This window comes from Curtobacterium sp. MCPF17_011, assembly GCF_003234145.1.
Taxonomy (GTDB): domain Bacteria; phylum Actinomycetota; class Actinomycetes; order Actinomycetales; family Microbacteriaceae; genus Curtobacterium.
In genome coordinates this window covers 1-23,130 of the sequence record NZ_QKSK01000017.1, presented here as the reverse complement: position 1 = coordinate 23,130, position 23,130 = coordinate 1, and the positions used below count along the sequence as shown (strand labels likewise).

The following is a 23,130-nucleotide window of genomic DNA, read 5'->3' as shown; positions in this document are numbered from 1 at the left end:
CCACATCGGAATCAGATGCGATGGATGTGCGGTTCCTCCGCCTGTCATCCCCAGACCCTGACCGATCCCGACGTAGGGTGCGCGCATGCAGTGGTGGAACGACCTGAACGACTGGACCTCGTCGGACGACGGCTGGCGCGTGTTGTCGGGGGCGATCATCCCCTTCATCGCGATCGTCGTCGCGGGCATCGTCGCGGCACTGATCGGCCGCGGAGCGACGAAGCGCGTCGTCTCGCTGCAGGAGCGTGAAGCGAAGAACGCTGCCGTCGCCGGACTCATCTCGGCAGCGCGGAAGGCCGCCAACTGGGGTTCGCTCGGGCACGATGAGCGCGCCTACGCGGACCATCTCGCCGAGGACGCCGACATCCGACTCCGTCTGCTCCCCGTCACCGGCGCACCGACTGCCGCGAACTGGGCGCAGCACGAGATCGCGGACATCAAGAAGAACTCCTCGACCTTCAGCTTCCAGGCAGAGCAGTCGCTGACAGAGTTCCGTGACCGAATCCTCGAGTGGCAGGCCCGGCCCGGTCGCGCGCGCAAGCTCTTCAAGAGCGACCTCGAGCGCTGGAAGTTCGATTCCCCGGACCCCGACGCGGACCTCATCAAGCGCCAGCAGGACTGGAACGCCGACAAGGTCGACTCGGCCCGCACGCCGGAGCCGGCGCCCACTCCGACCACCACTTCGCTCCGCCCCGCCCAGCCGCCGGTCACGCCGGACGCCGGCGCTCGCGCCGGTTCGGCCGCCGGTACCGGTGACAGCTCGTACGACTCCGACGCGACGGTCCCGATCTCGGACAACGCGACGCGCCCCTACTCCGACGGGGAAACCACGCCGATCCGTCCGACCCTCGGCTCGCCTGCCTTCGGGTCGCCCAACCGCGGCTGGTCAGCCTCCCGAGAGCACGACACCGCCGACGCCGACCAAACCGACGCTGACAACGAGGACGCCGTGGACGACGTCCCCGTGAGTTCTCTCCGCCCCGGCTCCGCGGACCGTGCACCGGTGGTGCGCGACGAACGGAACGGTCGCAACGACCTCCCGGCGTCGTGGACCGCGCGCAGCTTCTCACACGACGACAACGAGCGTGACGACGGCCGCGGTGCCAGGAGCGACAGGACCGACGTGCCTGTCGGCGCTGCCGGCACCGCCAGCACGACGTCGATCCCGACGCGGATCGCCGATGCCCCCGCCGAGCCCGCTGACGCGAACGAGACGTCTGAGTCCCCGTACTCGAATCCCGTCAGCGCGAGCGAACTGCGTCGACGCGCTGTGGACGACGACGAGTGAACTGACACCGCCTGACGACGAAGGCCGCCATCCCCGAGGATGGCGGCCTTCGTCGTCGGTGCCCCCGGCAGGAATCGAACCCGCGGCACGGTGGGTAGAAACCACCTGCTCTATCCACTGAGCTACGGAGGCGGACGCCGACGATCTTATTCGGTGCGCGTGCTGAGCTGCCCGACGAACCGCTCGACCTCCCGCTGCGAGCGCAGGCGCACGATGCGCAGGTGCGGAGCGTCGTCAGCCAGCGAAGGCACCCGCTCCCGCATCTCGTTCCGCTTCGCGATGCCCCAGCGGAGGATGTGCTCCTTCCGGGTGAAGAACGTCCACAGCGGCGGTTCGACGTTGCCGTTCCACAACTCCGTACGGTGCAGGCGTCGTCGGACTGTCCGTCGGAGGAGGCGCAGGAACGCCACCGACCTCGGCAGGTCGAGCCAGACCAGGGTGTCCGCACGCTCGACCAGCAGATGCCGCACGCCTCGGTACTGCCACTCGCAGACCCAGCTCGGGGTCGCGGTCATCTCGTCCACCCGAGCTTCGAAGTCCGGCAGCACCGTCCATCCGGGCCCGTGGTACATCCCGTCGAGCTTTGTGTGCGGTGCGCCGATCGCCCGGGCGATCCGGCGCGCCGTCGTGGTCTTGCCGACGCCGGCCGTCCCCGCCACGAGGACCCGTCGTGGCGGAGGATCGAGGACGTCTTCGGCGTCGAGCATCTCTCCACCATAGGACAAGCCCCCGCCCGCCCCGCGGCGCGAGCGGGCGGAGTACCAGGGACCATCCGGGCGGACCCGGGTACTCCGCCCGCTCACGCGCCACGCACCTCCCGGCACCGTCCCATTCGCCCCGCCCCGCGCCCTCACCCTCGCCCTCGCCCTCGCCCTCGCCCTCGCCCAAGGCGAGCGGGCGGGCGGGCGGAAGACCCTGGACGCACCCAGGCAGACCCGGGTACTCCGCCCGCTCACGCGCCACGCGCCTCCCGGCCCCGCCCCGTCCATTGCCTGCGCCCGCGCTTCCGCCCGTCGCCCTCGCCCTCGCCCTCGCCCTCGCCGAGGCGAGCGGGCGGAAGACCCGGGACGCACCCAGGCGGACCCGGGTACTCCGCCCGCCCGCGCGCCACTCCGCCCGCCCGCGCGCCAGCGCCGCTCGCATCGCCGCCCCGCCAGCCCGCGCGGCCCCCTTCCGGAACGGTTCGCCAGCCGTCTCCCTGCCGTTCCGCTCAGCGTCATCGCTGCTCCCTACGTTTCCCCTCATGAGCTCCACGCCCCGCGTCCTCGCGGTGATCCCGGCGAGAGCGGGCTCGAAGGGCATCCCCGGCAAGAACCTCCGCCAGGTCGCCGGTCGCACCCTCGTCGCCCGCGCCGTCAGGGCGGCACTCGCCGCAACCTCGGTGGACGAGGTCATCGTGAGCACCGACGGCGATGCGATCGCCACCGAGGCAGTCGCAGCCGGAGCGCGGGTGGTGCGGCGGCCGGAGGGTCTCTCGGGAGACCAGGCCTCGTCGGAGTCCGCGCTCCAGCACGCCCTCGACGCGGTCGCGACCGGGCACGACGCGCCGGAGGTCCTCCTCTTCCTCCAGGCCACGTCGCCCTTCATCGACCCCGCCGATCTCGACCGGGCCGTCGCTCGCGTCCTCGATGGTGCCGCCGACTCGGTCCTCGCAGCCGCTCCCTCGCACGCGTTCCTCTGGCGCGTCGCCGAGGACGGCTCGGCCCTCGCCGTCAACCACGACGCCGCCACCCGCCCGCGCCGGCAGGACCGCGCGCCGGAGTACCGCGAGACCGGCGCGTTCTACGCCGTACGGGTCGTCGCCTTCCGGGAGGCCCGCCACCGCTTCGTCGGGCGCGTCGAGTTGGTGGTCGTCCCGGCCTCGACCGCGATCGACATCGACGAGCCGCATGACCTGGCCCTCGCGTCGGCCTTGGCTCCCCTCCTCGAGGTCACAGCCGCGGCCGATGCCGGAGCCGAAGAGGTCACAGCCGCGGCCGATGCCGGAGCCGAAGCCGGTGCCGGTGCCGGTGCCGAGCCTGCGACCGAGGTCACACCCGCCGCCGCTGCGCGAGCGGGCGAGATGCCACGCCCCGAAACAGCCGCACCCGACGTTCCCGCCCGCTCGCGCAACAGAACCCACGCACCCGCATCCACCGACCCCCACCCCGCGCGGGCCTCCGCCGCGGAGAACGGAGCACCATGAGCGTCCGCATCGGCCTCTCCACCATCGGCGCGGGCAACCCCGCGTACCTCGTCGGCGAGATCGGCCTGAACCACAACGGCGACGTCGAGATCGCCAAGCAGCTCATCGACATCGCCGCAGACGCCGGCATGCAGGCGGTGAAGTTCCAGAAGAGGACGCCGGAGATCTCGACGCCGGAGCACATGAAGTCGATGCCGCGCAGCACCCCGTGGGGCGACATGACCTACCTGGACTACCGCTACCGCGTGGAGTTCGACCGTGACCAGTACATCGAGATCGGCGACCACGCGACACTCCGCGGCCTCGACTGGTTCGCGTCGCCGTGGGACGAGCCCTCGGTGGCGTTCCTCGAGGACCTCAACGTCGTCGCGTACAAGATCGCTTCGGCGTCGGTGACGGACCTCGGGATGCTCGCCGTCGTCGCCGCGACCGGCAAGCCGGTGATCCTGTCGACCGGCATGTCGACGCTGGAGCAGATCGACCGCGCCGTCTCGACGCTCGGCACCGAGCGTCTGGTGCTCATGCACGCGACGTCGACGTACCCCCTCCCTGCCGAGGAGGCGAACCTCCGCATGATCGAGACCCTCGCCACCCGGTACGCCTACGCGGGCGTGCCGGTCGGCTACTCGGGACACGAGCCGGGCCTCCAGATCTCCCTCGCGGCCGTCGCGCTCGGTGCGACGGCCGTCGAACGCCACATCACGCTCGACCGCACCATGTGGGGCTCGGACCACGCGGCGTCGCTCGAGCCGCACGGCCTCCGCACGCTGGTCCGGGACATCCGCATCATCGAGACCGCGATGGGCGACGGCGTCAAGCGCATCTTCCCCGGCGAGCAGGCCCCCCTCGCCAAGCTCCGTCGGGTGGGTGCGTGAGCGCTCCAGCGCACGACGCCGACGGGACCGGTGACGACCGGGAGGCTCGCCACCCCTCCACCACACCGCCTCACCGCCGACGGGTGGTCGGCCTGGTCGACACGGACTCGTTCGCGAAGTGGGGCGCGCACCTGCTCTCGGCGACGCCGGCGCACTGGTCGCTGGAGCTGCTGACGGTGGCGACGCCCCGGTCGGCGAGTCCGGCGCAACTGCGGGCGGCGTTCCGGGGCGTCGATGCTCGTCTCGGCCCGATCGACCTGGCTCCTCCCGGGCCGGTGGGCGTGGACGAGGTGGTGGCGCGCCTCCGGGCCGACCCACCGGACGCGGTCCTGGTGTCGTGCATCGGTCCGGTGGCCGAGGTCATCGTCGACCAGGTGCTGCGGTCGTTCCCCCGAGGGTCGGTCCCGCCGCGGCCGGTGCTGCTCAGCGGCCTGCCGGGCATCTCGTTCCCGGCGAAGTGGAAGGGCGTGTTCCTCCGGGCGCGCGCTGACCTGTTCGTGCTGCACAGCCACCGCGAGGTCCGGGAGTACCGGGCCCTGGCGACCGCCGGTGGGGTGGAGCCGTCGTTCGCCCTCGCGACGCTGCCGTTCGCCCGGGCTGTCGGTTCGACGCGCACCGGGGTGGTCCGCGACTCCGTGGTGTTCGCCGCGCAGCCGAGCGTGCCCGTCGCGGAGGAGGACCGTCGCCGCGTCATCGGATGGCTCGTCGACACGGCTCGGGCACACCCGGAGTGGCGTGTCGTGGTGAAGACCCGCGCAGCGGCCGGTGAGCAGCAGACGCACCGCGAGACCTTCCCCTACGCCGACCTGGTCCCCGTCGACGCCCCGTCGAACCTGGTGGTCGAGGCCGGTCCGATGTCCGCGCACCTCGACCGGGCGGTGGCGCTCGTGACGATCAGCTCGACCGCGGTCCTCGAAGCCGCTGCCCGAGGAGTGCCGGCGCTGACGCTGACGGACTTCGGCACGTCCCGCTCCCTCATCAACGAGGCCTTCGTCGGCAGCGGGCTCGAGGGTACGGCCGACGACCTGGTGCACGGCCGGTTCGGGACGGTCCGCCCGGACTGGATGACGGACAACTACTTCCACCCGGCATCGGATGACGACTGGGCGGACCGTGCCGAGGAGTCGATGCGCCTCCGCGACGCCGGACTGCTCGTCGACCGACCCGCAGCTCGGCGGAGTCGCGGCGGCGCGTTGCGGCGGGCCTGGGAGCGGCGGAACGCACTCGGCGACCACGACCGGTCGGTGACCGGCCGGGCGGCGGCGCTGATAGGGACACCGATCCGAGCGGTGAAGCGGTCGTGGCGGGCGCTCCGATCGGCGCTGCGTCCGGCGACGACGACGGTCCCGGCCCCCGTCACGACGGTGTCAGTCGAGCGCCTTCGCGACCGCGACGAGGAACTGGTCGCGGGTCGGGACGCCCGCTGAGCGGAAGACCTCGGACCCGTCGTCCTTCCTGACCAGGACGGTCGGGGTCGATCGGATCCCGAGCTCCTCGACGCGCTCGGGGTCGCTCGCGACGTCCCGTTCGGTGACGACGAGGCCCGGCACGAGTCGGGCGGCGTCACCGACGACGCGCCGGGCAGCGGCACACGGCGCGCAGAACGCGGACGTCCAGAGATCGACCTGCATGGTGTCGTGCAACGTCAGCCGCGACCCGGGCACTCCCGATCGGGACGACAGTGCCCCCGGCCGTCCAAGACGACCGGGGGCACCATCGACGGCTGCTACTCGCGGTCGAACTCGCCGGAGCGGTCGCCGCGGTCCTGCAGGTCGTCGACCGGGTCGGACTCGTCCGGCGCGAAGGTGTAGTCGACCGAGATCTGGTCGAGGACCTGACGGGAGCCGGTGGCCTTGTAGGTGAAGGCGGTCTGGAGGCCCTCGACGTCCGCGAACACCGTCACCTCGTCGTCCAGCGCGTCGCTCGTGGCGGTGCGGGTGTCCGTGGTCCCGTCGAAGGGGCCCTCGTGGAAGATGGCGGTGAACTCGTCGCCCTCGTGGATGGTGATGTCGGTCATGGGTCCCTTCTACCAGGACAGGGGGCACCGCCGTCCAGCGCATCGTGAGCGCCCGGCGGACAGGAGCAGCTCGGCGGAGGTGTGTCGGGCCTCCTTGCCGAATCCATAGCCGTGCTATATAGTCCGGCTATGGAACGAACGCGGGAACAGACCATCGAGACCCTCCTCGTCTCCGTCAACCGGCTCATCCGGTCCGCGCTCCAGGCCACCGGGCACACCACGTCCACCGCCGTCTGGCGGACCCTCGGGATCCTCGAGACCGAGGAGTCCCTGCGACTCGGCGAACTCGCCAAGGCGTCGCGGGTGTCCCAGCCGACCATGACCCGCCTGGTCGCCGGAATGACCGCCGACGGACTCGTCTCGCGGACCGTCGACCCCGACGACTCGCGCGGCCAGCTCATCGAGATCACCGACGCCGGCCGCGAGCGACTCGTCGCGTGGCGAGCCGCACTCACCAGCACCGTCGGCCCCCTCTTCGAGGACCTCACCGACGACGACTGGGACATCCTGCACGAAGCATCGGCCCTCATCGCAGCGAGGACCAGAACGGAGACCACCGCGTGAACGCGCACGCACCCGCCGGCCAGTCCGGCACCGCCGGCTCGTCCGGTTCGATCCTGAAGCAGTCCTCCGCGGTGTGGGCCATCGCGTTCGCCTGCGTCGTCGCCTTCATGGGCATCGGCCTCGTCGACCCGATCCTCCCCGCCATCGCCGAGTCGCTCCGCGCCACGCCCGCGCAGACCGAGCTGCTCTTCACCAGCTACCTCGCCGTCACCGGCATCGCGATGTTCTTCACCAGCTGGGTGTCCAGCCGCATCGGCGCGAAGAAGACCCTGATGATCGGCCTCGCCCTCATCGTGCTGTTCTCGGTCCTCGCCGCCGTGTCGAACGACGTCTGGACGATCATCGGCTTCCGCGCCGGCTGGGGCCTCGGCAACGCGCTCTTCATCTCGACCGCGCTGGCCACGATCGTCGGCGCAGCGTCGGGCGGGACCGCGTCGGCGATCATCCTGTACGAGGCCGCGCTCGGCCTCGGCATCGCGGTCGGCCCCCTCGTCGGCGGCCTGCTCGGATCCGTCAGCTGGCGCGGACCGTTCTTCGGCGTCACCACGCTGATGGCCGTCGCGTTCATCGCGATCCTGGCGTTGCTGAAGTCCGGCTCGCTCGAGAAGCCCACCCCGACGAAGCTCTCCGCGCCGTTCCGTGCCCTCGGCCGACCGGCTCTGGCCGCCCTCGCCGCGACCGCCCTCTTCTACAACATCGGCTTCTTCGTGCTCCTCGCCTACACGCCGTTCCCACTCGGCTTCGGGGCGCTCGGCATCGGGTTCACGTTCTTCGGCTGGGGCGTCGGACTCGCCATCACCTCGGTGTGGGTCGCCCCGATGCTCACGGCGCGGATGCGGCGCACCAGCGTCCTCAAGCTCGCGCTGCCGCTGCTCGCACTCGACCTGTTCGCCGCAGCCGTCGTCGTCCGGTCGTCGGCCGGGCTGATCGTCTGCGTCGTCATCGGCGGACTCGTGCTCGGTGTCCTCAACACCGTGCTCACCGAATGCGTCATGGAGGCGACCGACCTGCCCCGCTCCGTCGCGTCGAGCGCGTACTCTGCGGTCCGCTTCATCGGTGGCGCCATCGCCCCGCCCGTCGCGACGCTGCTCGCCGACGCGTACTCGCCGAGTGCCGCCTACGTCTTCGCGGGGGTGTCCGTCGCGGTCGCGTTCCTGGTCGTCGTGCTCACCACGAAGGTGCTGCGGCGCGTGGACGACGGGGAGGAGCCCGAGCGCGTCGAAGCCGAGGCGATCTCGGCCGGCGAGATGGCGTAGTTCCTGCTGCCGACGATGGCCGGGTCCGCGGTGCGGGCCAGGCCATCGGTGTCGGTGGCGGGCTGCTCGCGTTGCTGGCTGCTCTCGTGCTGGCTGCTCTCGTTGCTGGCGCTCGCGCGGCTGTCGGTCGGGGCGCGCGGGCGGGCTCCGCTCGCGGCTACCGGTCGGGGTGAGGTGTGAGCGGCCTCGGCTCGCGCATGCCGCTCGCAGCGCGTGAGCGGGCGGAATGCCAGGGCGTGACGCGCCAGCCACGTGGGATCCCGCCCACTCGCGGTGGCGCCGTGGTCGGGAGGCGCGTGACGCGACCTGCGGACTGGAGCGGGGCCTCCCGTCCGGCGAGGCTCGCTCGTCCACCCCGCGAGTGGGCGGAACACCAGGGTGCCGCGCGTCGGTCCGGTGGGATTCCTCCCGTTCGCGGTCAGGTGACGAGCGAGACGGACCTCCTGCGGCACGCCGCGTGGCGATCGGAAGGGAGCTGCTGGCCGGCGAGCGGAAGGGAGGTGCTGGCCGGCGAGCGGGCGGAACACCACGGGCTCCAGCAGAAGATGACGGGGGAATCCGCCTGCTCAACCTCGCCGACCCGGACGGGAGGCCGGCAGCGGTCCCGCGAGCCGGTTGCGGGCCTCCCGTGGCGACACCACGGCCGCGAGCGGGCAGAAGACCAGTCGTGCCGGCGACACCACGCCGGCACTCCGCCCGCTCGCGCTCGCCCGCTCCCTCATCGGCATCCCGGCTCGCGGCTTCCCGCTCGCCCCCGGCTCGCTGCCCCGCCCGACCGCCCGCGCGTGCGTTCGTCCGACCACTCGCCGCCGGCTGCCGGACCTCCGGTCCGCAGGGAGCCCGGGGCGTCGGCGCACGGAAGTAGGATCGCGGTATGTCTGCCGCGAATGACCGCCTCGTCTGGATCGACTGTGAGATGACGGGCCTCGACGTCGAGGTCGACGAGCTCGTGGAGGTCGCTGTGGTCATCACGGACTTCGACCTCAACCCCGTGCACCCCGGGTTCGACATCGTCATCAAGCCGGACCAGTCGGCACTCGACAACATGAACGACTTCGTCACGAAGATGCACACGACGTCGGGCCTCATCGACGAGATCCCGAACGGTGTGTCCCTCGCGGACGCCGAGTACCAGGTCCTCGAGTACATCCTCGCCCACGTCCCGACCGAGGGGTCCGCTCCCCTGGCCGGCAACACGATCGGCACGGACCGCGCGTTCCTGGCGAAGTACATGCCGCGGATCGACAACCACCTGCACTACCGGAGCGTCGACGTCTCGAGCATCAAGGAACTCTGCCGTCGCTGGTTCCCGCGCGTGTACTACAACTCGCCCGAGAAGCACGGGGGGCACCGCGCCCTCGCCGACATCCTCGAGTCGATCCGTGAGCTCGAGTACTACCGCCGCGCCGGCTTCACCCCGGAGCCGGGCCCGGCGAGCGACGACGTGAAGGCCGTCGCGGCCGAGGTCGTGGCGAAGTGGGAGTCGCGCCTGGCCCCGCAGTCCAGCGCCGAACCGCAGCCGGAGCCGACCCCGCAGGCCGGCGAGTAGCGACGGTGGTCCGGGCAGGCGTCCGGATGTACTACAATCGAGTGGTTGCTCCGGCTCGCCGGATTGACTCATGGTGGGTATAGCTCAGCTGGTAGAGCGCCTGGTTGTGGTCCAGGAGGTCGCGGGTTCAAGCCCCGTTACTCACCCCAGTTCCGCGAAGGCCCCCGTCCGCAGGACGGGGGCCTTCGTCGTGCGGACGTCGTGTGGAGGGTCGTGCCGGCGTGTCCACGCCGACCAGGACACGTCCGGGCAGCTGTGCCACGATCCTCCCGTGATGGAGATGTCGACCGAGGCCTTCGAACAGCTCGTGACCGACGAGCTCGACCTCCTGCCCGACGACATGGTCGACGGGCTCGACAATGTCGTCTTCGTGGTCGAGGACGAGCCCGAAGACGGCTCCGACCTGTTCGGCGTCTACGACGGCGTCGCCCAGACCGAGCGCGGCCAGTACGGCTTCGGGGAGCTCCCGGACCGGATCGTCGTGTTCCGCAAGCAACACCTGCTCGAGTGCGACACCCTGGAGGACCTCAAAGACGAGGTGCACACCACGCTCGTGCACGAGATCGGTCACTTCTACGGCATCGACGACGAACGGCTGCACGAACTCGGCTGGGCGTAGCACCGTCCCTACGACCGGAGCACCTCGTCGGCGAGGGTCTGCGGCATCTCGGCAGCGATGAACGCCTCCTCCTGCCGGGCCCACCGTTCCCACTGCCGCGCGAACGTCTCGCCGTCCCGGTCGAGTGCGCGGCGACGACGCTCGCCCTCCTCCGCGGTCAACCACACTCGGAAGGTCGCCAGCGGTGCCGACGCGCGGGACAACGCCCCGCACCCTTCGATGACGATCGGCGCGGCGGGGTCCACCGGAACCCAGTCCGCAGGCGCAGAAGTCGCCCAGTCCCACCGCCGGTACCCGGAGGGGGCCCCGAGCACGTCCCGAACGACGCTGTCGGCAGCAGCCTGGAGGCCGTCCCACCCCGGGTAGACATCGTCCAGATGGACGATGGTCGCGTCGAGTTCCGCCGCGAGAGCGTTCCCGAGCGTCGTCTTGCCGGTCCCCGAGCGTCCGTCCACGAGGACCACGAGACGGTCGTTCCGAGCCGTCCGGGAGGGGGCGTTCCGTGCCGTCCGGAAGGCCGACCGCGCGCGGGAAGCGAGCGCCCCCGTCGAGGCGATCCGGGCCTCCAGGCCGTCGGCGTCCGCTCCCGACGCAGCCGGTGCGTCGACGTCAGGCACGCCAGGTGCCCGCGAGGAGGGCAGCGACGACCGCGAACGCGCCGATGCCGACCAGGACCGCCACCATCGCCCACTCGGGACCGGCGAACCGGACTGGACGTGCCCAGGTGCGTCTGCCGGGCGCACCGAATCCGCGGGACTCCATGGCCACCGCGAGCGTTGTCGCTCGACGCAACGCGACCACGAGCAACCCGAATGCCATCGACAGGCCGCGACGCATGCGACCACTGTCCGCGACACCCCGGGCGCGCCGTGCCATCGCGAGCTGCCGCCAGTCGTCGCCGAGCAGGGTCATCATGCGGACAGCGGCCAGGGCACCGAGGACGAACCGAGCCGGAAGGTGGAGGATCTGCGCGAGCCCGTCCGCCAGGTCCGTGACGTCCGTCCTGATGAACAGGACGATGCCCGGCACGCCGACGGCGAGGACACGCAACACCGTCGCGAGCGCCAGCTGCAACGACCCGTCGGTGACGTGCGCGAAGGCCAAGTCGAACCAGACACGCCCGGACGGCTGCCCGTACAGGGCGATGCTCACGCCGGTCAACGGGACAGCGACCAGGACCGGGGACGTGCGCAGGAGGAGGGTGCGGACGGGGATGCGGAGCAACGGCAGGAGCGCGAGTTCGAGCAGCAGCGCGACCGTCGCGGACACCAGGTCGAGGCTGAGGACCAGCACGACACCCAGTGCGATCACCCCGAGCAGCGATGCCACCGGTTGCACGGAGGCAACACCACGCCCGGGACGGACGGGAGGCTCGGCACCGGTCCGACCACTCAGTGCGGTCGACGGGGCGGTCACCGTGGTTCCCCCGTGGAAGTGACGACCGGCGCTGCCGGGATCAGGCCGTCCGCGTGGAGGACGACCTCGTCAGCGTCGAGCGCTCGGACGAGATCTCGATCGTGTGTCACCACGACGACGGCGGTCCCGGCATCGGCGAGGGCGCCGAGCTGCTCGACCACGGCACTCCAGGTGGCTCGGTCCTGGCCGGAGGTCGGTTCGTCGAGCACGAGGACCGGCGGGCGTGTCGCGATCACCGCTGCGATCGCGAGCCGCCGTTGCTCACCGCCGGAGAGCGTGAAGGGGTTCGCGTCGCCCAGGTGGTCGAGCCGGAACCTGTCGAGCAGTTCAATGACCCGCTCGTCGATCGCGGCAGCGGGCATCCCGAGCGCGGCCGGGCCGGCGACGAGTTCCTCGCGGACGGAGCGCGCGATGAACTGGTGTTCCGGGTCCTGGAAGACGGTACCGATCCGGGCGGCGAGCTCGCGGCTGGACCAGGAGTACGGAGCCGTTCCGGTCGGGGCGGTTCCGGTCGGCGCCGGGCTCGCTGTTCCGACCAGGACCGGGGTGGCCTCCAGCGTTCCGGCAGCGGGGCGGAGGAGCCCCGCGAGAGTGAGCCCGAGGGTGCTCTTGCCGACGCCGTTCGCCCCGGTGACAGCGAGCACCCGTCCGCTCCGGACCTCGAGGTCGATGTCGTGACCAACGTGGAGCGCCTGGTCGAAGCCGCGCCTGCGTCGTCTGCTGCTCCGGCTCGCGCTCCGACTGGTCGCCAGGCCGCGCGCGCGGAGCAGTGCGGTCCCGCCCGTCGTGGGGTGGGCCTCCTGTCCGGCCGCTCCCGCGCCGAGCGGGCGGAACACCACGGTCTCGGGGACTGCGTCCCCTGGCATTCCGCCCGCTCGCGCGGGACGTGGGGCTTCCGGCTCCCCCACGGCGCCGAGCGGGCGAGATCCCCCGGCGTCCGCGTCGCCCGACCCTGGCATTCCGCCCGCTCGCGCTGGCCGTGCGGCTTCCGGCCCGCCCGCGCCGCCGAGCGGGCGAGATCCCCCGACGTCCGCATCGCCGGACCCTGGCATTCCGCGCGCTCGCGTAGCGCGGCGGAGGGCGACTCCGCGCGACGCTCCACCGGAGGACGCACCGCCACGGGGTGCACTCCGCGCCGAACCGACTGCGGGTTCGCTCCCCGGGATCCACACCCCGCCGCGCTCGAGCGCGTCCCCGTGGGCAGCGAGCACGACGTCGGGGGGGCCGTCGGCGGCGACTCCGCCCCCCGGCTCGAGCAACACGAGCCGGTCGACCAGGTCGAGCCACGTGCCGATGCGGTGCTCGACCACGAGCATCGTCGCTCCGGTGTCGTCGAGGAGCGCCCGGACAGCGTCGTGCACCTGGCCGACGCCCGCGGGGTCGAGGTTGGCGCTGGGTTCGTCGAGCACGAGGGCGCCCGGACGCATCGCGAGCACCCCGGCGAGCGCGAGCCGCTGCCGTTGCCCACCGGAGAGCTGCGTGGTGGACCGGCCGAGCGGGAGGTCGAGCCCGACGATGTCGAGCGCGTGCTGCACCCGCGGCCAGATCTCGTGGCGTGGGACGCCGAGGTTCTCGCAGCCGAACGCGACGTCGTCGCCGACCCGCGACATCACCGTGTGCGCTTCGGGGTCCTGCATGACGAGGCCGACGCGTCCTCGGACGGTCCGCGGGTCGGCACCGTCGATCAGGACGACACCCTCGACCGAGGCCGCGGTGTCGTCGCCGTCGTCGGGGTCGTCGGCGAGGACACCGGCCGCAGCACGGAGGAGTGTCGACTTGCCGGCGCCGGACGGACCGACGACGGCGACGCGCTCGCCCGGGAGGATGTCGAGGTCGACGTTCCGGACGGCCCAGGTCTGCCGCTCGGGGTACCGCCATCCCCAGCCCTGGAACACGAGGTGCGCCGGACGGGCCACCGACGACGCGCCGGATCCCGCGTCGGTCGTCACGCTGCGGAGGATCGTGGCCGGCGCCCGTGCTCCCGTCCGGCCGCGAAGGAGGAGAGCACCCCGGTCCGGGCGAGTGCGCGGACGAGCAGCCAGGACCCGATGCCCGCGATCACCACGCCGGAGATGATCGCGCAGATCACGTACGTCACCTGGAACGAGGCGGTCGCTCCCGCGTAGTACCGGAACGCGTCGTTCAGGCCGAGCGCGAGACCGGTCGCGGCTCCGGCGAGCATGACCACGGGCAGCTTCCACACCCGGTAGAGGAACAGCGCGAGGACGATCTCGGCGCCGACGCCCTGGACCAACCCGGAGAGCAGTGTCCCCCAGCCCCACTGCGTGCCGAGCATGGCCTCGACCGATGCGGCGACGATCTCGCCGAAGAGCGCTGCACCCGGCTTGCGGACGACGATGGCGACGAGCGGTCCGGCGAGCAGCCAGACGCCGCCGACCAGTGCCTGCGAACCCGGGAGGACCAGGCCGAGACCCGCGCCGATCGGCTCGTAGGCGAAGTCCCAGAGCTTGAAGACGACGCCGACCGCGACCGCGAGGACCGCGGCGACGACGATGTCGACGACACGCCAGCGGAGCGAGCGCTTCGAGACGGGGCGTTCGATGGACGTTTCGGTAGGTGCGCCAGTGGACATCGCGATGACTCCTCCCTGCGCCGGCATGATCCGGATCAGGTTCGACGGTCGGAGCGCGGTTCGCTCCCTCTCAGCCCGCTCTGGCGGACTCCCGTGTGTGTCCCAGCAGTGTACCCATCGGACAGGAGGCCCGTGGTCCGTCACCACGAGCCTCCTGTCCGTCAGGTGGTCACTTCTTGAGCGCGCGGATGAGCTTGACGAGCACCTTGCCGGCGACCCAGATCACCGGGATGCTGATCGTGAGGAGCGAGATGACGTTCGGCTCGAAGGCGAGGTCCTGTCCGGGACGACGGACGTAGGCGCCGACGGGGAGCGAAACGGCACCGCCGCCGCCACCACCGGCCCCGTCTTCGTCGGCGTCCGAGCCGCCGCCGAAGCCGTACCAGTTGACGGAGACGGGGATCAGGGTGCTGTCCCCGACGTCCACCGGGTCGCCGTAGTTGGAGGCGACGCCGACGGGCCGCACCTTGTCTGCGATCTGCGTGACGATGTTGGTCATGGCGGCGACGCTACTCCGCGCGCACTGGCTGGCGGACGGGCCGTGACGAACTGTGGAGGAGTTCGACTCGACGTCCGTCCTGTGCAGGACTGAGCAGGCCTGTCCGACCAACGCTTGTGGAGGGCCGCAACGCTCCACAGTGCGCGTCTCGGGCCCGGACATCACAGGGGCCCGCCGATACGTTGGCCCAGTTCATCTCTTCTGGAGGCACGTTTGCACACCTGGCCCGGCAACCCCTACCCGCTCGGCGCGACCTACGACGGCAGCGGCACGAACTTCGCTGTGTTCAGCGAGGTCGCCGAAGGGGTCGAGCTCTGCCTGTTCGATGCCGACGGGACCGAAGAACGGGTCCGACTCGTCGAGGTCGACGCCCACGTGTGGCACGCCTACCTGCCCACCGTCGGCCCGGGCCAGGAGTACGGCTTCCGCGTCCACGCCCCGTACGACCCGACGAACGGCGTCCGCTCGAACCCGGCGAAGCTCCTCCTCGACCCGTACGCGAAGGCGACGAGCGGCGACATCGACTGGGACCAGTCCCTCTTCTCGTACACGTTCGGCGACCCGGACTCGACGAACGACGAAGACTCGGCTTCCCACATGGTCAAGGGCGTGGTCATCAACCCGTTCTTCGACTGGCAGGGCGACCGCGCACCCCGCATCCCGTACGGCGAGACCGTCATCTACGAGGCGCACGTCAAGGGCCTCACCGAGACGCACCCCGACGTACCCGAAGAGCAGCGCGGTACCTACGCTGGCGTCTCACACCCGGCCGTCATCGAGCACCTCAAGCGCTTGGGCGTGACGACGCTCGAGCTCATGCCGGTGCACCAGTTCGTGAACGACTCGACGCTGCAGGACAAGGGGCTGTCGAACTACTGGGGCTACAACACCATCGGGTTCTTCGCGCCGCACTCGCACTACTCGTCCTCGGGCGACGGCGGGCAGCAGGTGCAGGAGTTCAAGACGATGGTGCGCGAACTGCACCGTGCCGGTATAGAGGTCGTCATCGACGTCGTCTACAACCACACCGCCGAGGGCAACCACCTCGGCCCGACGCTGTCCTTCCGCGGTCTCGACAACGCGGCGTACTACCGCCTGATGGACGACGACAAGCGGTACTACATGGACGTGACGGGCACCGGCAACTCGCTCAACGTCGGGCACCCGCACTCGCTGCAGCTGATCATGGACTCCCTCCGCTACTGGGTGACCGAGATGCACGTCGACGGCTTCCGCTTCGACCTCGCCGCAGCCCTGGCCCGGGAGTTCTACGAGGTCGACCGGCTCTCCGCCTTCTTCGAACTGGTGCAGCAGGACCCGATCGTGTCGCAGGTGAAGCTCATCGCCGAGCCGTGGGACGTCGGCCCCGGCGGCTACCAGGTGGGCAACTTCCCGCCGCAGTGGTCGGAGTGGAACGGCAAGTACCGCGACACCGTGCGCGACTTCTGGCGGGGCGAGCCGTCCACCCTCGGCGAGTTCGCATCGCGCATCTCGGGATCCGCCGACCTGTACGAGCACGACGGCCGCACGCCCAAGGCGAGCATCAACTTCATCACCGCCCACGACGGCTTCACGCTGTACGACCTGGTGGCCTACAACGAGAAGCACAACGACGCCAACGGTGAGGACAACAACGACGGCGAGAGCCACAACCGCTCGTGGAACTCCGGCATCGAAGGCCCCACGGACGACCCGGAGGTCACCGCACTCCGACTGCAGCGCCGCCGCAACTTCATCGCCACGCTCCTGCTGAGTCAGGGTGTGCCGATGATCGCCCATGGCGACGAACTCGGCCGCACGCAGCAGGGCAACAACAACGTCTACGCGCAGGACTCCGAACTGAGCTGGATCGACTGGGCGACCGCCGACGACGAGCTCATCCAGTTCACCGCTGACGTCGTGAAGCTCCGGCACGACCACCCGACCTTCCGACGGACCCGGTACTTCAACGGTCGACCGGTGCGCCGTGGTGAGGGCGAACCGTTGCCCGACGTGGTCTGGCTGACCCCGGCCGGCGACGCCATGCAGCCCGAAGAGTGGGACTCCGGCTTCGGCAAGAGCGTCGGGATGTACCTGAACGGCGAGGGCATCCGCGGACGTGACGCCCGCGGGGAGCGCATCACCGACGTGGCCTTCCTGACGTACTTCAACGCGCACGACGGTGTCGTGACCTTCACGCTCCCCCCGGAGGAGTACTCGCCCGGGTGGACCGTCCGCATCGACACCGCTGAACCCGGAGCGCGGGACGAGGTCCTCGAAGCCGGGGACGCGCTCGACGTCCCCGCCCGCTCGATGATCGTCCTCCGTGCCGAGCCCGAGCACGAGATCCAGCGCACCCCGGTCGACACGGCGCACGAGGACGAGCCGGAGCACCCAGCAGCCACCCCGACGAACCCGGCCGGATCGGCCGCGCCGAGCGCGGTCGGGACGACCGGATCCGGGGCCGACACGGCGCCGGACGCGACGGCGCCGACGTCCGTGTCCGCCCGCCCCGACATCGATGACACCGCAGCTGCGCCCAGCGACGCCCCGGCTCCCGGGGCCCTCTCGCCCGACGGCGACGCACCCGCCGTCCCCCGTACCCAGACCGATCACGACACCATTGGGGACACCGAATGACCCGCCGAAACCCGACCTCCACATACCGTCTCCAGGTCACCGCCGAGTTCGACCTGAGGGCCGCGCAGGACGTCGTCGACTACGTCCGCGACCTCGGTGCCGACTGGCTCTACCTCTCCCCCGTGCTGCAGGCGGAGCCCGGCTCCGGTCACGGGTACGACGTCGTCGACCACACGCACGTCGACACCGAGCGTGGCGGCGACGACGCGCTCCGCGCCCTCGCCGAGGCAGCACACGCCGCGGGACTCGGCGTCCTCGTCGACGTCGTCCCGAACCACGTCGGCGTCGCGACCCCGGCCGTGAACCCGTGGTGGTGGTCGCTCCTCGAGCACGGCCAGGAGTCCCCCGTGGCCTGGGCGTTCGACATCGACTGGGCCGCCGGCTCGGGACGGATCCGCATCCCCGTGCTCGACGACCGGTTGCTCGATGCAGTCACCCTCGACGCCGGGAGCCCGGACGGCAAGGCCCCGCGGCTGCTCGTCGGTGAGACCGAGTACCCGACGGCTCCCGGCACCGTGCACGACGGTGACGACGTCGAGACCGTGCACGCCCGACAGCACTACGAGTTCGTCCACTGGAAGCGCGCCGACTCCGAGCTGAACTACAGACGGTTCTTCGCGGTCAACACGCTCGCCGCGATCCGTGTGGAGGAGCCCGAGGTGTTCGCCGCTTCGCATGGGGTCATCGGCTCCTGGTTCCGCGACGGCCTGGTCGACGGTCTGCGCATCGACCACCCGGACGGCCTCTACGACCCGGCGGGGTACCTCGACGACCTCGCCGACCTGACGGGCGGTGCGTACACGCTGGTGGAGAAGATCCTCGAGCCGGGCGAACTGCTGCCCTCGTCCTGGCCGGTGGACGGGACGACCGGCTACGACGCCCTCGGGTTCATCGACCGGGTGTTCGTCGACCCCGCCGGCGAAGCGCCCCTCACGGCGCTCGAGGACCGGTTGCGCGGCGAGCACGTGTCGTGGCAGGACCTGACGCACCGGACCCGTCGTGGGATCGCCGACGGCATCCTGAACAGTGAGGTCCGACGCTTGGCACGCCTCCTGGTCGTCGACCCGGCCGTGCAGGGCGATGCCACCTCCGTGTCCGCCTCTGGATCCGTCTCCGAGGACCGGATCGTCGATGCTGTCGCAGAGATCGTGGCGAGCTTCGAGGTCTACCGCACCTACCTGCCGGAGGGCATCCACCACTTGATCGAGGCACTCGAGGTCGCGGCGGAAGCCCGCCCCGACCTGGCCGACGTCATCGACCGCATCGCACCGGCACTGTGCGATGCGGACAACGCCGCCGCGATCCGCCTCCAACAGACCAGCGGCATGGTGATGGCCAAGGGCGTCGAGGACACCGCGTTCTACCGGACCTCGCGCCTGTCGTCCCTGAGCGAGGTCGGCGGCGACCCGAGCGTGTTCTCGGTCACCCTCGACGAGTTCCACGCCGCACAGCGCGAACGTCTCGCCAGCTGGCCGCATGCCATGACGACCCTGACGACGCACGACACGAAGCGCAGCGAGGACACCCGTGCTCGCATCGCTGTCCTCGCTGAACTCGGCGAGGAGTGGACGGCGACGTTCGACCGTCTCAACGCGCTCGCTCCGCTCGAGGACGGGGTGTTCGCCAACCTGCTCTGGCAGGCGATCGTCGGGGCCCGCCCGGCCTCACGCGAGCGTCTGCACGCCTACGCCGAGAAGGCGTCGCGAGAGGCCGGCAACAGCACGACGTGGACCGAGCCGAACGAGTCGTTCGAGCAGCAGATGCACGCGATCGTCGACGCCGCCTTCGACGACCCCGCGGTGGTCGCCGAGCTCGACGCGATCGACGAGCGGATCGACGCCGCCGGCTGGTCCAACGGTCTCGGGGCGAAGATCCTGCAGCTCACGGCGCCCGGCGTCCCGGACGTCTACCAGGGCACCGAGGCCTGGGACCGCTCGCTCGTCGACCCGGACAACCGTCGGCCCGTGGACTACGCCGAACGGCGGCACGTCCTCGCCTCGCTCGACGGTGCCGACGACGACGGCCCCGACGCGTTGCCCGGCATCGACCTGGGCGCCGCCGCGAAGACCCTCGTCACGAGCCGCGCACTCCGCGTCCGTCGCGACCACCCGGAGCTGTTCACCCGGTACGTCCCGCTCGACGCCACCGGCCCCGCAGCGGACCACGTGGTCGCCTTCGACCGCGGCGGGGTCGTGACGGTGGCCACGAGACTGCCCCTGGGCCTCCAGACCGTCGGCGGATGGGCGGACACGCTCCTGCACGTCGTGCCGGTGGAGCGCGTGGACCTGCTGACCGGGAGGCATTTCCCGGCTGACCGGGACCTCCTGCTCGACGAGATCCTCACCGACTTCCCCGTCGCACTGCTGGTGCCCGCGGACGTCGTCGACGGCGGTGGTCATGACGCCACGGACACGAGCACGTCCGACAGCACGAACCCCACCGCCGCGAACACCACCACCAGCAGCACCGAAGACAACGAGACCGACGCGCAGGCCGAGGTCGAGATCCTGGAGGGTCACGCATGACCAGTCCCGACCGCTACGGCGTCTGGGCCCCCGAGCCCGAGAACGTCCGCCTCGTCGTCGACGGCACCGAGTTCCCGCTCACCCGCGGGGACGACGGCTGGTGGACGACCGACGAGGTCCTCCCCGTCGTCGGAGCCCGGTACGGCTTCCGCATCGACGAGGATGAGTCCGTCCGGCCCGATCCGCGCAGCCGCTTCCAGCCCGAGGGCGTCCACGGGCCGTCCGAGGTCGTCGACCCGGCACGCTTCGCTTGGACGGACGACGCCTGGACCGGTCGACCGGTGCGGGGCGGTGTCATCTACGAGATGCACGTCGGCACTTACACGCCAGAGGGCACCCTCGACGCCGCTGCCGCCAAGCTCGAGCACCTGGTCGAGCTCGGGGTCGAGTTCGTCGAGCTGCTGCCCGTGAACGGCGTCAACGGTGAGTGGAACTGGGGTTACGACGGGGTCGCGTGGTACGCCGTGCACGCTCCCTACGGCGGCCCGGATGCCTACGACCGCTTCGTCGACCGCGCCCACGCCCTCGGTCTCGGCGTCATCCAGGACGTCGTCTACAACCACCTCGGTCCGAGCGGGAACTACCTGCCGCTCTACGGCCCGTACCTCGTGCAGGGGCTGGCCAACACCTGGGGCGACTCCGTCAACGTCGAAGAGCCCGAGGTCCGCCGGTACGTCCTGGACAACGTCCGGATGTGGTTCCGCGACCACCACGTCGACGGTCTGCGACTCGACGCCGTGCACGCGATCCGTGACACGACGCGACCGCACATCCTCGCCGAGATGGCCAGCGAGACCGACGCGTTCTCGGCGTTCACCAGCAAGCCGCTGTCACTCATCGCGGAATCGGACCTCAACGACCCGATCATGTTCCGCCCGCGCGAAGCCTCCGGCTACGGGCTCGCCGGCCAGTGGTCGGACGACTTCCACCACGCCGTGCACGTCGCCGTCACCGGGGAGACGAACGGCTACTACGCCGACTTCGCCCCGCTGACCGCCCTGGCGAAGGTGCTCGACCAGGGTTTCTTCCACGACGGAACCTGGTCGTCCTTCCGCGGCAAGCGTCACGGTCGGCCGATCGACCGCGGCACGTCGCCGACGACCGCCCTCGTCGTGGCGAACCAGAACCACGACCAGATCGGCAACCGCGCCGCCGGTGACCGTCTCGCCGCAACCGTGTCGGACGAAGGTCTCGTCATCGCCGCAGCGCTCACGCTGCTCGGCCCGTTCACCCCGATGCTCTTCATGGGTGAGGAGTTCGCCGCCACGACCCCGTGGCAGTTCTTCACCTCGCACCCGGAGCCGGAACTCGGCAAGGTCACCGCCGAGGGCCGGATCAAGGAGTTCGCCGAGCACGGTTGGGACGAGTCCACGGTCCCCGACCCGCAGGACCCGACGACGTTCACCAACTCCAAGCTCGACTGGTCTGACGTCGAGTCCGAGCGTGGAGCACGAATCCTCAACGCCTACCGGGTGCTCGTCGCCCTCCGGCGCACCGACGAGGCGTTCGTCGACCACCGCTACGAGGCGAACGCCGTCCGCTTCAGCGAGGACGAGCGATGGCTCGTGCTGACCCGCGGGCTGCTCGGCCCGACGGCAGCACCGGTCCACGTCGTCGTCAACCTGTCCGACGACCCTGCGGAGGTTCCGCTCGTCGGTGCCACCGGCGAGGTGCTGTTCAGCTTCGGCGACGCCGACTTCGACACCGACGGCGTCCGTTTCACGGGCCGAGGGCTCGTGGTGGTGCGCTGACCAGTTCAGCCGGCTGACCCAGCTCAGCCCCGTGACGGACGGGAGGCCCGGTACCAGCTGGTACCGGGCCTCCCGTTCGTCACGCGGCGCGTTCCGCTCAGGCGGGACGCTGCGTCGGAGAGACGTTCTTCGAGGCGTCGCGCTCCGGGATGTCCCCGAGGGCCTCGTCGATGCGCGCCATCGTGTCGGCGTCGAGCTTCACGCCTGCTGCCTTCACGTTGTCCTCGACCTGTGACGGACGCGAGGCACCGACGATCGCCGAGGCGACGTTCTCGTTCTGCAGGGTCCAGGCGACGGCGAGCTGGGCAAGGGTGAGCCCGGCCTCGTCAGCGACCGGCTGGAGACGCTGGACGGCCTCGAGGACCTCGTCGCGCATGTACCGCTTGATCATGTCCGCGCCGCCCTTCTCGTCCGTGGCGCGGGAGCCCTGCGGCAGCGGCTGGCCCGGCTTGTACTTGCCGGTGAGGACGCCCTGCGCGATCGGCGAGAACACGATCTGCGACAGACCGAGCTGCTTCGACGCGGGGACGACCTCGCCCTCGATGACGCGCCACAGCATCGAGTACTGCGGCTGGTTCGAGATGAGCTGGAAGCCGAGTTCCTTCGCGAGGGCAGCACCGGCACGGATCTGCTCGGCGGACCACTCGCTGACGCCGATGTACAGCGCCTTGCCCTGACGCACCACGTCCGCGAAGGCCTGCATGGTCTCTTCGAGCGGGGTCTCGTAGTCGTAGCGGTGGGCCTGGTACAGGTCGACGTAATCGGTCTGCAGACGCTCGAGCGAGCCGTTGATGGACTCCATGATGTGCTTGCGGCTGAGGCCGACGTCGTTGTGCCCCATCGGGCCGGTCGGCCAGTAGACCTTCGTGAAGACCTCGAGGGACTGACGACGCTCACCCTTGAGTGCTTCGCCGAGAACGGTCTCTGCTGCCGTGTTGGCGTAGGTGTCCGCGGTGTCGAACGTGGTGATGCCAGCGTCGAGCGCTGCCCGCACGCACTGTGTGGCGACGTCGTTCTCGACCTGCGAGCCGTGCGTCAGCCAGTTGCCGTAGGTGATCTCGGAGATCTTGAGTCCGGAGTTGCCCAGGTACCTGAATTCCATGGGTCCGACGCTACTGGAGTGAGCGCGCACGCGGGAGGCCGTGGCAGTACCTGTGTGCAGTCGGCTCCTCCGCTCCTCCGTTCCTCCGTTTGTCCCTCGGTCGCGCGCTGACCCGGCGCCAGCACGAGCGGGTGGCGCGAGCGAGCGGCGCGAGCGGGCGGCGCGAGCGGGCGGCGCGAGCGAGCGAAATGTCAGGCCCCCGGTGGCGCCCTCCCCGCGAGCGGGCGGAACCACGGTTGTGCGGCATGGGCTGCCCCGGCGTTCTGCCCGAT

At 70.9% G+C, this 23,130-nt stretch carries 20 protein-coding genes, 2 tRNA genes and 1 riboswitch; of the genes, 12 read left to right on the top strand and 10 right to left on the bottom strand.

Annotation, left to right across the window (positions count from 1 at the left end):
• Positions 1–85: 85 nt before the first annotated feature.
• Positions 86–1,288, top strand: coding sequence for a hypothetical protein (locus tag DEJ25_RS15680; protein WP_111045269.1), 1,203 nt, complete (start codon positions 86–88; stop codon positions 1,286–1,288).
• A 59-nt stretch (positions 1,289–1,347) separates the two neighbouring features.
• Here the strand turns inward: DEJ25_RS15680 and DEJ25_RS15675 are convergent.
• Together DEJ25_RS15675 and DEJ25_RS15670 are read right to left on the bottom strand one after the other, a co-directional pair.
• Positions 1,348–1,420: transfer RNA gene (locus tag DEJ25_RS15675), tRNA-Arg, on the bottom strand.
• A 14-nt stretch (positions 1,421–1,434) separates the two neighbouring features.
• Positions 1,435–1,995, bottom strand: a complete 561-nt coding sequence (locus tag DEJ25_RS15670) for an AAA family ATPase (protein WP_111045268.1) — start codon at positions 1,993–1,995, stop codon at positions 1,435–1,437.
• 536 nt (positions 1,996–2,531) lie between these two features.
• Between DEJ25_RS15670 and DEJ25_RS15665 the strand changes: the two genes are divergently transcribed.
• Genes DEJ25_RS15665 through DEJ25_RS15655 form a run of 3 tightly spaced genes read left to right on the top strand, consistent with a single transcriptional unit; the run spans position 2,532 to position 5,775 of the window.
• Positions 2,532–3,473 (top strand): cytidylyltransferase domain-containing protein, encoded by a 942-nt coding sequence (locus tag DEJ25_RS15665; RefSeq protein ID WP_258366534.1) that lies wholly within the window; start codon positions 2,532–2,534, stop codon positions 3,471–3,473.
• Positions 3,470–4,348 carry an N-acetylneuraminate synthase family protein gene (locus DEJ25_RS15660; RefSeq protein WP_111045267.1) on the top strand — a complete coding sequence of 293 codons (879 nt, stop codon included), beginning with the start codon at positions 3,470–3,472 and terminating at the stop codon, positions 4,346–4,348. The genes DEJ25_RS15665 and DEJ25_RS15660 overlap by 4 nt, the downstream gene beginning before the upstream one ends.
• Positions 4,345–5,775, top strand: a complete 1,431-nt coding sequence (locus DEJ25_RS15655; RefSeq protein ID WP_146240710.1) for a DUF6716 putative glycosyltransferase — start codon at positions 4,345–4,347, stop codon at positions 5,773–5,775. Before DEJ25_RS15660 ends, DEJ25_RS15655 begins: the two co-directional genes overlap by 4 nt.
• Here DEJ25_RS15655 and DEJ25_RS15650 read toward each other — a convergent pair.
• Positions 5,716–5,979 (bottom strand): thioredoxin family protein, encoded by a 264-nt coding sequence (locus tag DEJ25_RS15650; protein WP_110905066.1) that lies wholly within the window; start codon positions 5,977–5,979, stop codon positions 5,716–5,718. The two genes, DEJ25_RS15655 and DEJ25_RS15650, sit on opposite strands and share 60 nt — an antisense overlap.
• 95 nt (positions 5,980–6,074) lie before the next feature.
• The gene (locus DEJ25_RS15645) at positions 6,075–6,365 is read right to left on the bottom strand and encodes a hypothetical protein (RefSeq protein WP_110905054.1); all 291 of its coding nucleotides are present in this window, start codon (positions 6,363–6,365) and stop codon (positions 6,075–6,077) included.
• A gap of 129 nt (positions 6,366–6,494) precedes the next feature.
• On the opposite strand from DEJ25_RS15645, the gene DEJ25_RS15640 reads away from it, so the two are divergent.
• The 5 genes from DEJ25_RS15640 to DEJ25_RS15620 all read left to right on the top strand — a co-directional run bounded on the left by DEJ25_RS15640 (position 6,495) and on the right by DEJ25_RS15620 (position 10,353).
• Positions 6,495–6,929, top strand: a complete 435-nt coding sequence (locus DEJ25_RS15640; protein ID WP_110905055.1) for a MarR family winged helix-turn-helix transcriptional regulator — start codon at positions 6,495–6,497, stop codon at positions 6,927–6,929.
• Entirely contained in the window at positions 6,926–8,185 is a 1,260-nt protein-coding gene (locus DEJ25_RS15635; RefSeq protein WP_111045265.1) for an MFS transporter, read from the top strand. The genes DEJ25_RS15640 and DEJ25_RS15635 overlap by 4 nt, the downstream gene beginning before the upstream one ends.
• 874 nt (positions 8,186–9,059) lie before the next feature.
• A complete protein-coding gene (gene orn / locus DEJ25_RS15630; protein ID WP_111045264.1) occupies positions 9,060–9,734 on the top strand; it encodes an oligoribonuclease in 675 nt (224 codons plus the stop codon).
• Between the two features lie 73 nt (positions 9,735–9,807).
• Positions 9,808–9,883: transfer RNA gene (locus DEJ25_RS15625), tRNA-His, on the top strand.
• Between the two features lie 125 nt (positions 9,884–10,008).
• Positions 10,009–10,353, top strand: a complete 345-nt coding sequence (locus tag DEJ25_RS15620; RefSeq protein WP_110905059.1) for a metallopeptidase family protein — start codon at positions 10,009–10,011, stop codon at positions 10,351–10,353.
• An 8-nt stretch (positions 10,354–10,361) separates the two neighbouring features.
• On the opposite strand, the gene DEJ25_RS15615 is transcribed toward DEJ25_RS15620, so the two are convergent.
• The 5 genes from DEJ25_RS15615 to DEJ25_RS15590 form a co-directional block, all read right to left on the bottom strand.
• Entirely contained in the window at positions 10,362–10,970 is a 609-nt protein-coding gene (locus DEJ25_RS15615) for an ATP-binding protein (protein WP_258366117.1), read from the bottom strand.
• On the bottom strand, positions 10,963–11,682 hold the full coding sequence (locus tag DEJ25_RS15610; RefSeq protein WP_258366533.1) for an energy-coupling factor transporter transmembrane protein EcfT: 720 nt from the start codon (positions 11,680–11,682) through the stop codon (positions 10,963–10,965). The genes DEJ25_RS15615 and DEJ25_RS15610 overlap by 8 nt, the downstream gene beginning before the upstream one ends.
• An 83-nt stretch (positions 11,683–11,765) precedes the next feature.
• Positions 11,766–13,718 carry an ATP-binding cassette domain-containing protein gene (locus DEJ25_RS17180; protein ID WP_309146923.1) on the bottom strand — a complete coding sequence of 651 codons (1,953 nt, stop codon included), beginning with the start codon at positions 13,716–13,718 and terminating at the stop codon, positions 11,766–11,768.
• On the bottom strand, positions 13,715–14,362 hold the full coding sequence (locus DEJ25_RS15595; RefSeq protein ID WP_110905070.1) for an ECF transporter S component: 648 nt from the start codon (positions 14,360–14,362) through the stop codon (positions 13,715–13,717). The genes DEJ25_RS17180 and DEJ25_RS15595 overlap by 4 nt, the downstream gene beginning before the upstream one ends.
• Positions 14,357–14,467: riboswitch (TPP riboswitch) on the bottom strand. (Overlaps the previous gene by 6 nt.)
• A gap of 64 nt (positions 14,468–14,531) precedes the next feature.
• Positions 14,532–14,861, bottom strand: a complete 330-nt coding sequence (locus tag DEJ25_RS15590) for a hypothetical protein (RefSeq protein ID WP_110905060.1) — start codon at positions 14,859–14,861, stop codon at positions 14,532–14,534.
• Between the two features lie 213 nt (positions 14,862–15,074).
• On the opposite strand from DEJ25_RS15590, the gene glgX reads away from it, so the two are divergent.
• The 3 genes from glgX to treZ are packed head-to-tail and all read left to right on the top strand — an operon-like array spanning position 15,075 to position 21,756.
• Entirely contained in the window at positions 15,075–17,480 is a 2,406-nt protein-coding gene (gene glgX, locus DEJ25_RS15585) for a glycogen debranching protein GlgX (protein WP_258366119.1), read from the top strand.
• The gene (gene treY / locus DEJ25_RS15580) at positions 17,477–20,005 is read left to right on the top strand and encodes a malto-oligosyltrehalose synthase (RefSeq protein ID WP_111045263.1); all 2,529 of its coding nucleotides are present in this window, start codon (positions 17,477–17,479) and stop codon (positions 20,003–20,005) included. Before glgX ends, treY begins: the two co-directional genes overlap by 4 nt.
• The gene (gene treZ, locus DEJ25_RS15575) at positions 20,002–21,756 is read left to right on the top strand and encodes a malto-oligosyltrehalose trehalohydrolase (protein WP_110905062.1); all 1,755 of its coding nucleotides are present in this window, start codon (positions 20,002–20,004) and stop codon (positions 21,754–21,756) included. Before treY ends, treZ begins: the two co-directional genes overlap by 4 nt.
• A 97-nt stretch (positions 21,757–21,853) precedes the next feature.
• Here treZ and DEJ25_RS15570 read toward each other — a convergent pair whose 3' ends face one another.
• Entirely contained in the window at positions 21,854–22,858 is a 1,005-nt protein-coding gene (locus DEJ25_RS15570; protein ID WP_111045262.1) for an aldo/keto reductase family protein, read from the bottom strand.
• Positions 22,859–23,130 lie beyond the last annotated feature (272 nt).

Excerpts from the sequence above, each read along its gene's own strand:
- DEJ25_RS15680 (WP_111045269.1), top strand. The coding sequence starts at position 86 with ATGCAGTGGTGGAACGACCTGAACGACTGGACCTCGTCGGACGACGGC.
- DEJ25_RS15670 (WP_111045268.1), bottom strand. The coding sequence starts at position 1,995 with ATGCTCGACGCCGAAGACGTCCTCGATCCTCCGCCACGACGGGTCCTC.
- DEJ25_RS15665 (WP_258366534.1), top strand. The coding sequence starts at position 2,532 with ATGAGCTCCACGCCCCGCGTCCTCGCGGTGATCCCGGCGAGAGCGGGC.
- DEJ25_RS15660 (WP_111045267.1), top strand. The coding sequence starts at position 3,470 with ATGAGCGTCCGCATCGGCCTCTCCACCATCGGCGCGGGCAACCCCGCG.
- DEJ25_RS15650 (WP_110905066.1), bottom strand. The coding sequence starts at position 5,979 with ATGCAGGTCGATCTCTGGACGTCCGCGTTCTGCGCGCCGTGTGCCGCT.
- DEJ25_RS15645 (WP_110905054.1), bottom strand. The coding sequence starts at position 6,365 with ATGACCGACATCACCATCCACGAGGGCGACGAGTTCACCGCCATCTTC.
- DEJ25_RS15640 (WP_110905055.1), top strand. The coding sequence starts at position 6,495 with ATGGAACGAACGCGGGAACAGACCATCGAGACCCTCCTCGTCTCCGTC.
- orn (WP_111045264.1), top strand. The coding sequence starts at position 9,060 with ATGTCTGCCGCGAATGACCGCCTCGTCTGGATCGACTGTGAGATGACG.
- DEJ25_RS15620 (WP_110905059.1), top strand. The coding sequence starts at position 10,009 with ATGGAGATGTCGACCGAGGCCTTCGAACAGCTCGTGACCGACGAGCTC.
- DEJ25_RS15595 (WP_110905070.1), bottom strand. The coding sequence starts at position 14,362 with ATGTCCACTGGCGCACCTACCGAAACGTCCATCGAACGCCCCGTCTCG.
- DEJ25_RS15590 (WP_110905060.1), bottom strand. The coding sequence starts at position 14,861 with ATGACCAACATCGTCACGCAGATCGCAGACAAGGTGCGGCCCGTCGGC.
- treY (WP_111045263.1), top strand. The coding sequence starts at position 17,477 with ATGACCCGCCGAAACCCGACCTCCACATACCGTCTCCAGGTCACCGCC.
- treZ (WP_110905062.1), top strand. The coding sequence starts at position 20,002 with ATGACCAGTCCCGACCGCTACGGCGTCTGGGCCCCCGAGCCCGAGAAC.
- DEJ25_RS15570 (WP_111045262.1), bottom strand. The coding sequence starts at position 22,858 with ATGGAATTCAGGTACCTGGGCAACTCCGGACTCAAGATCTCCGAGATC.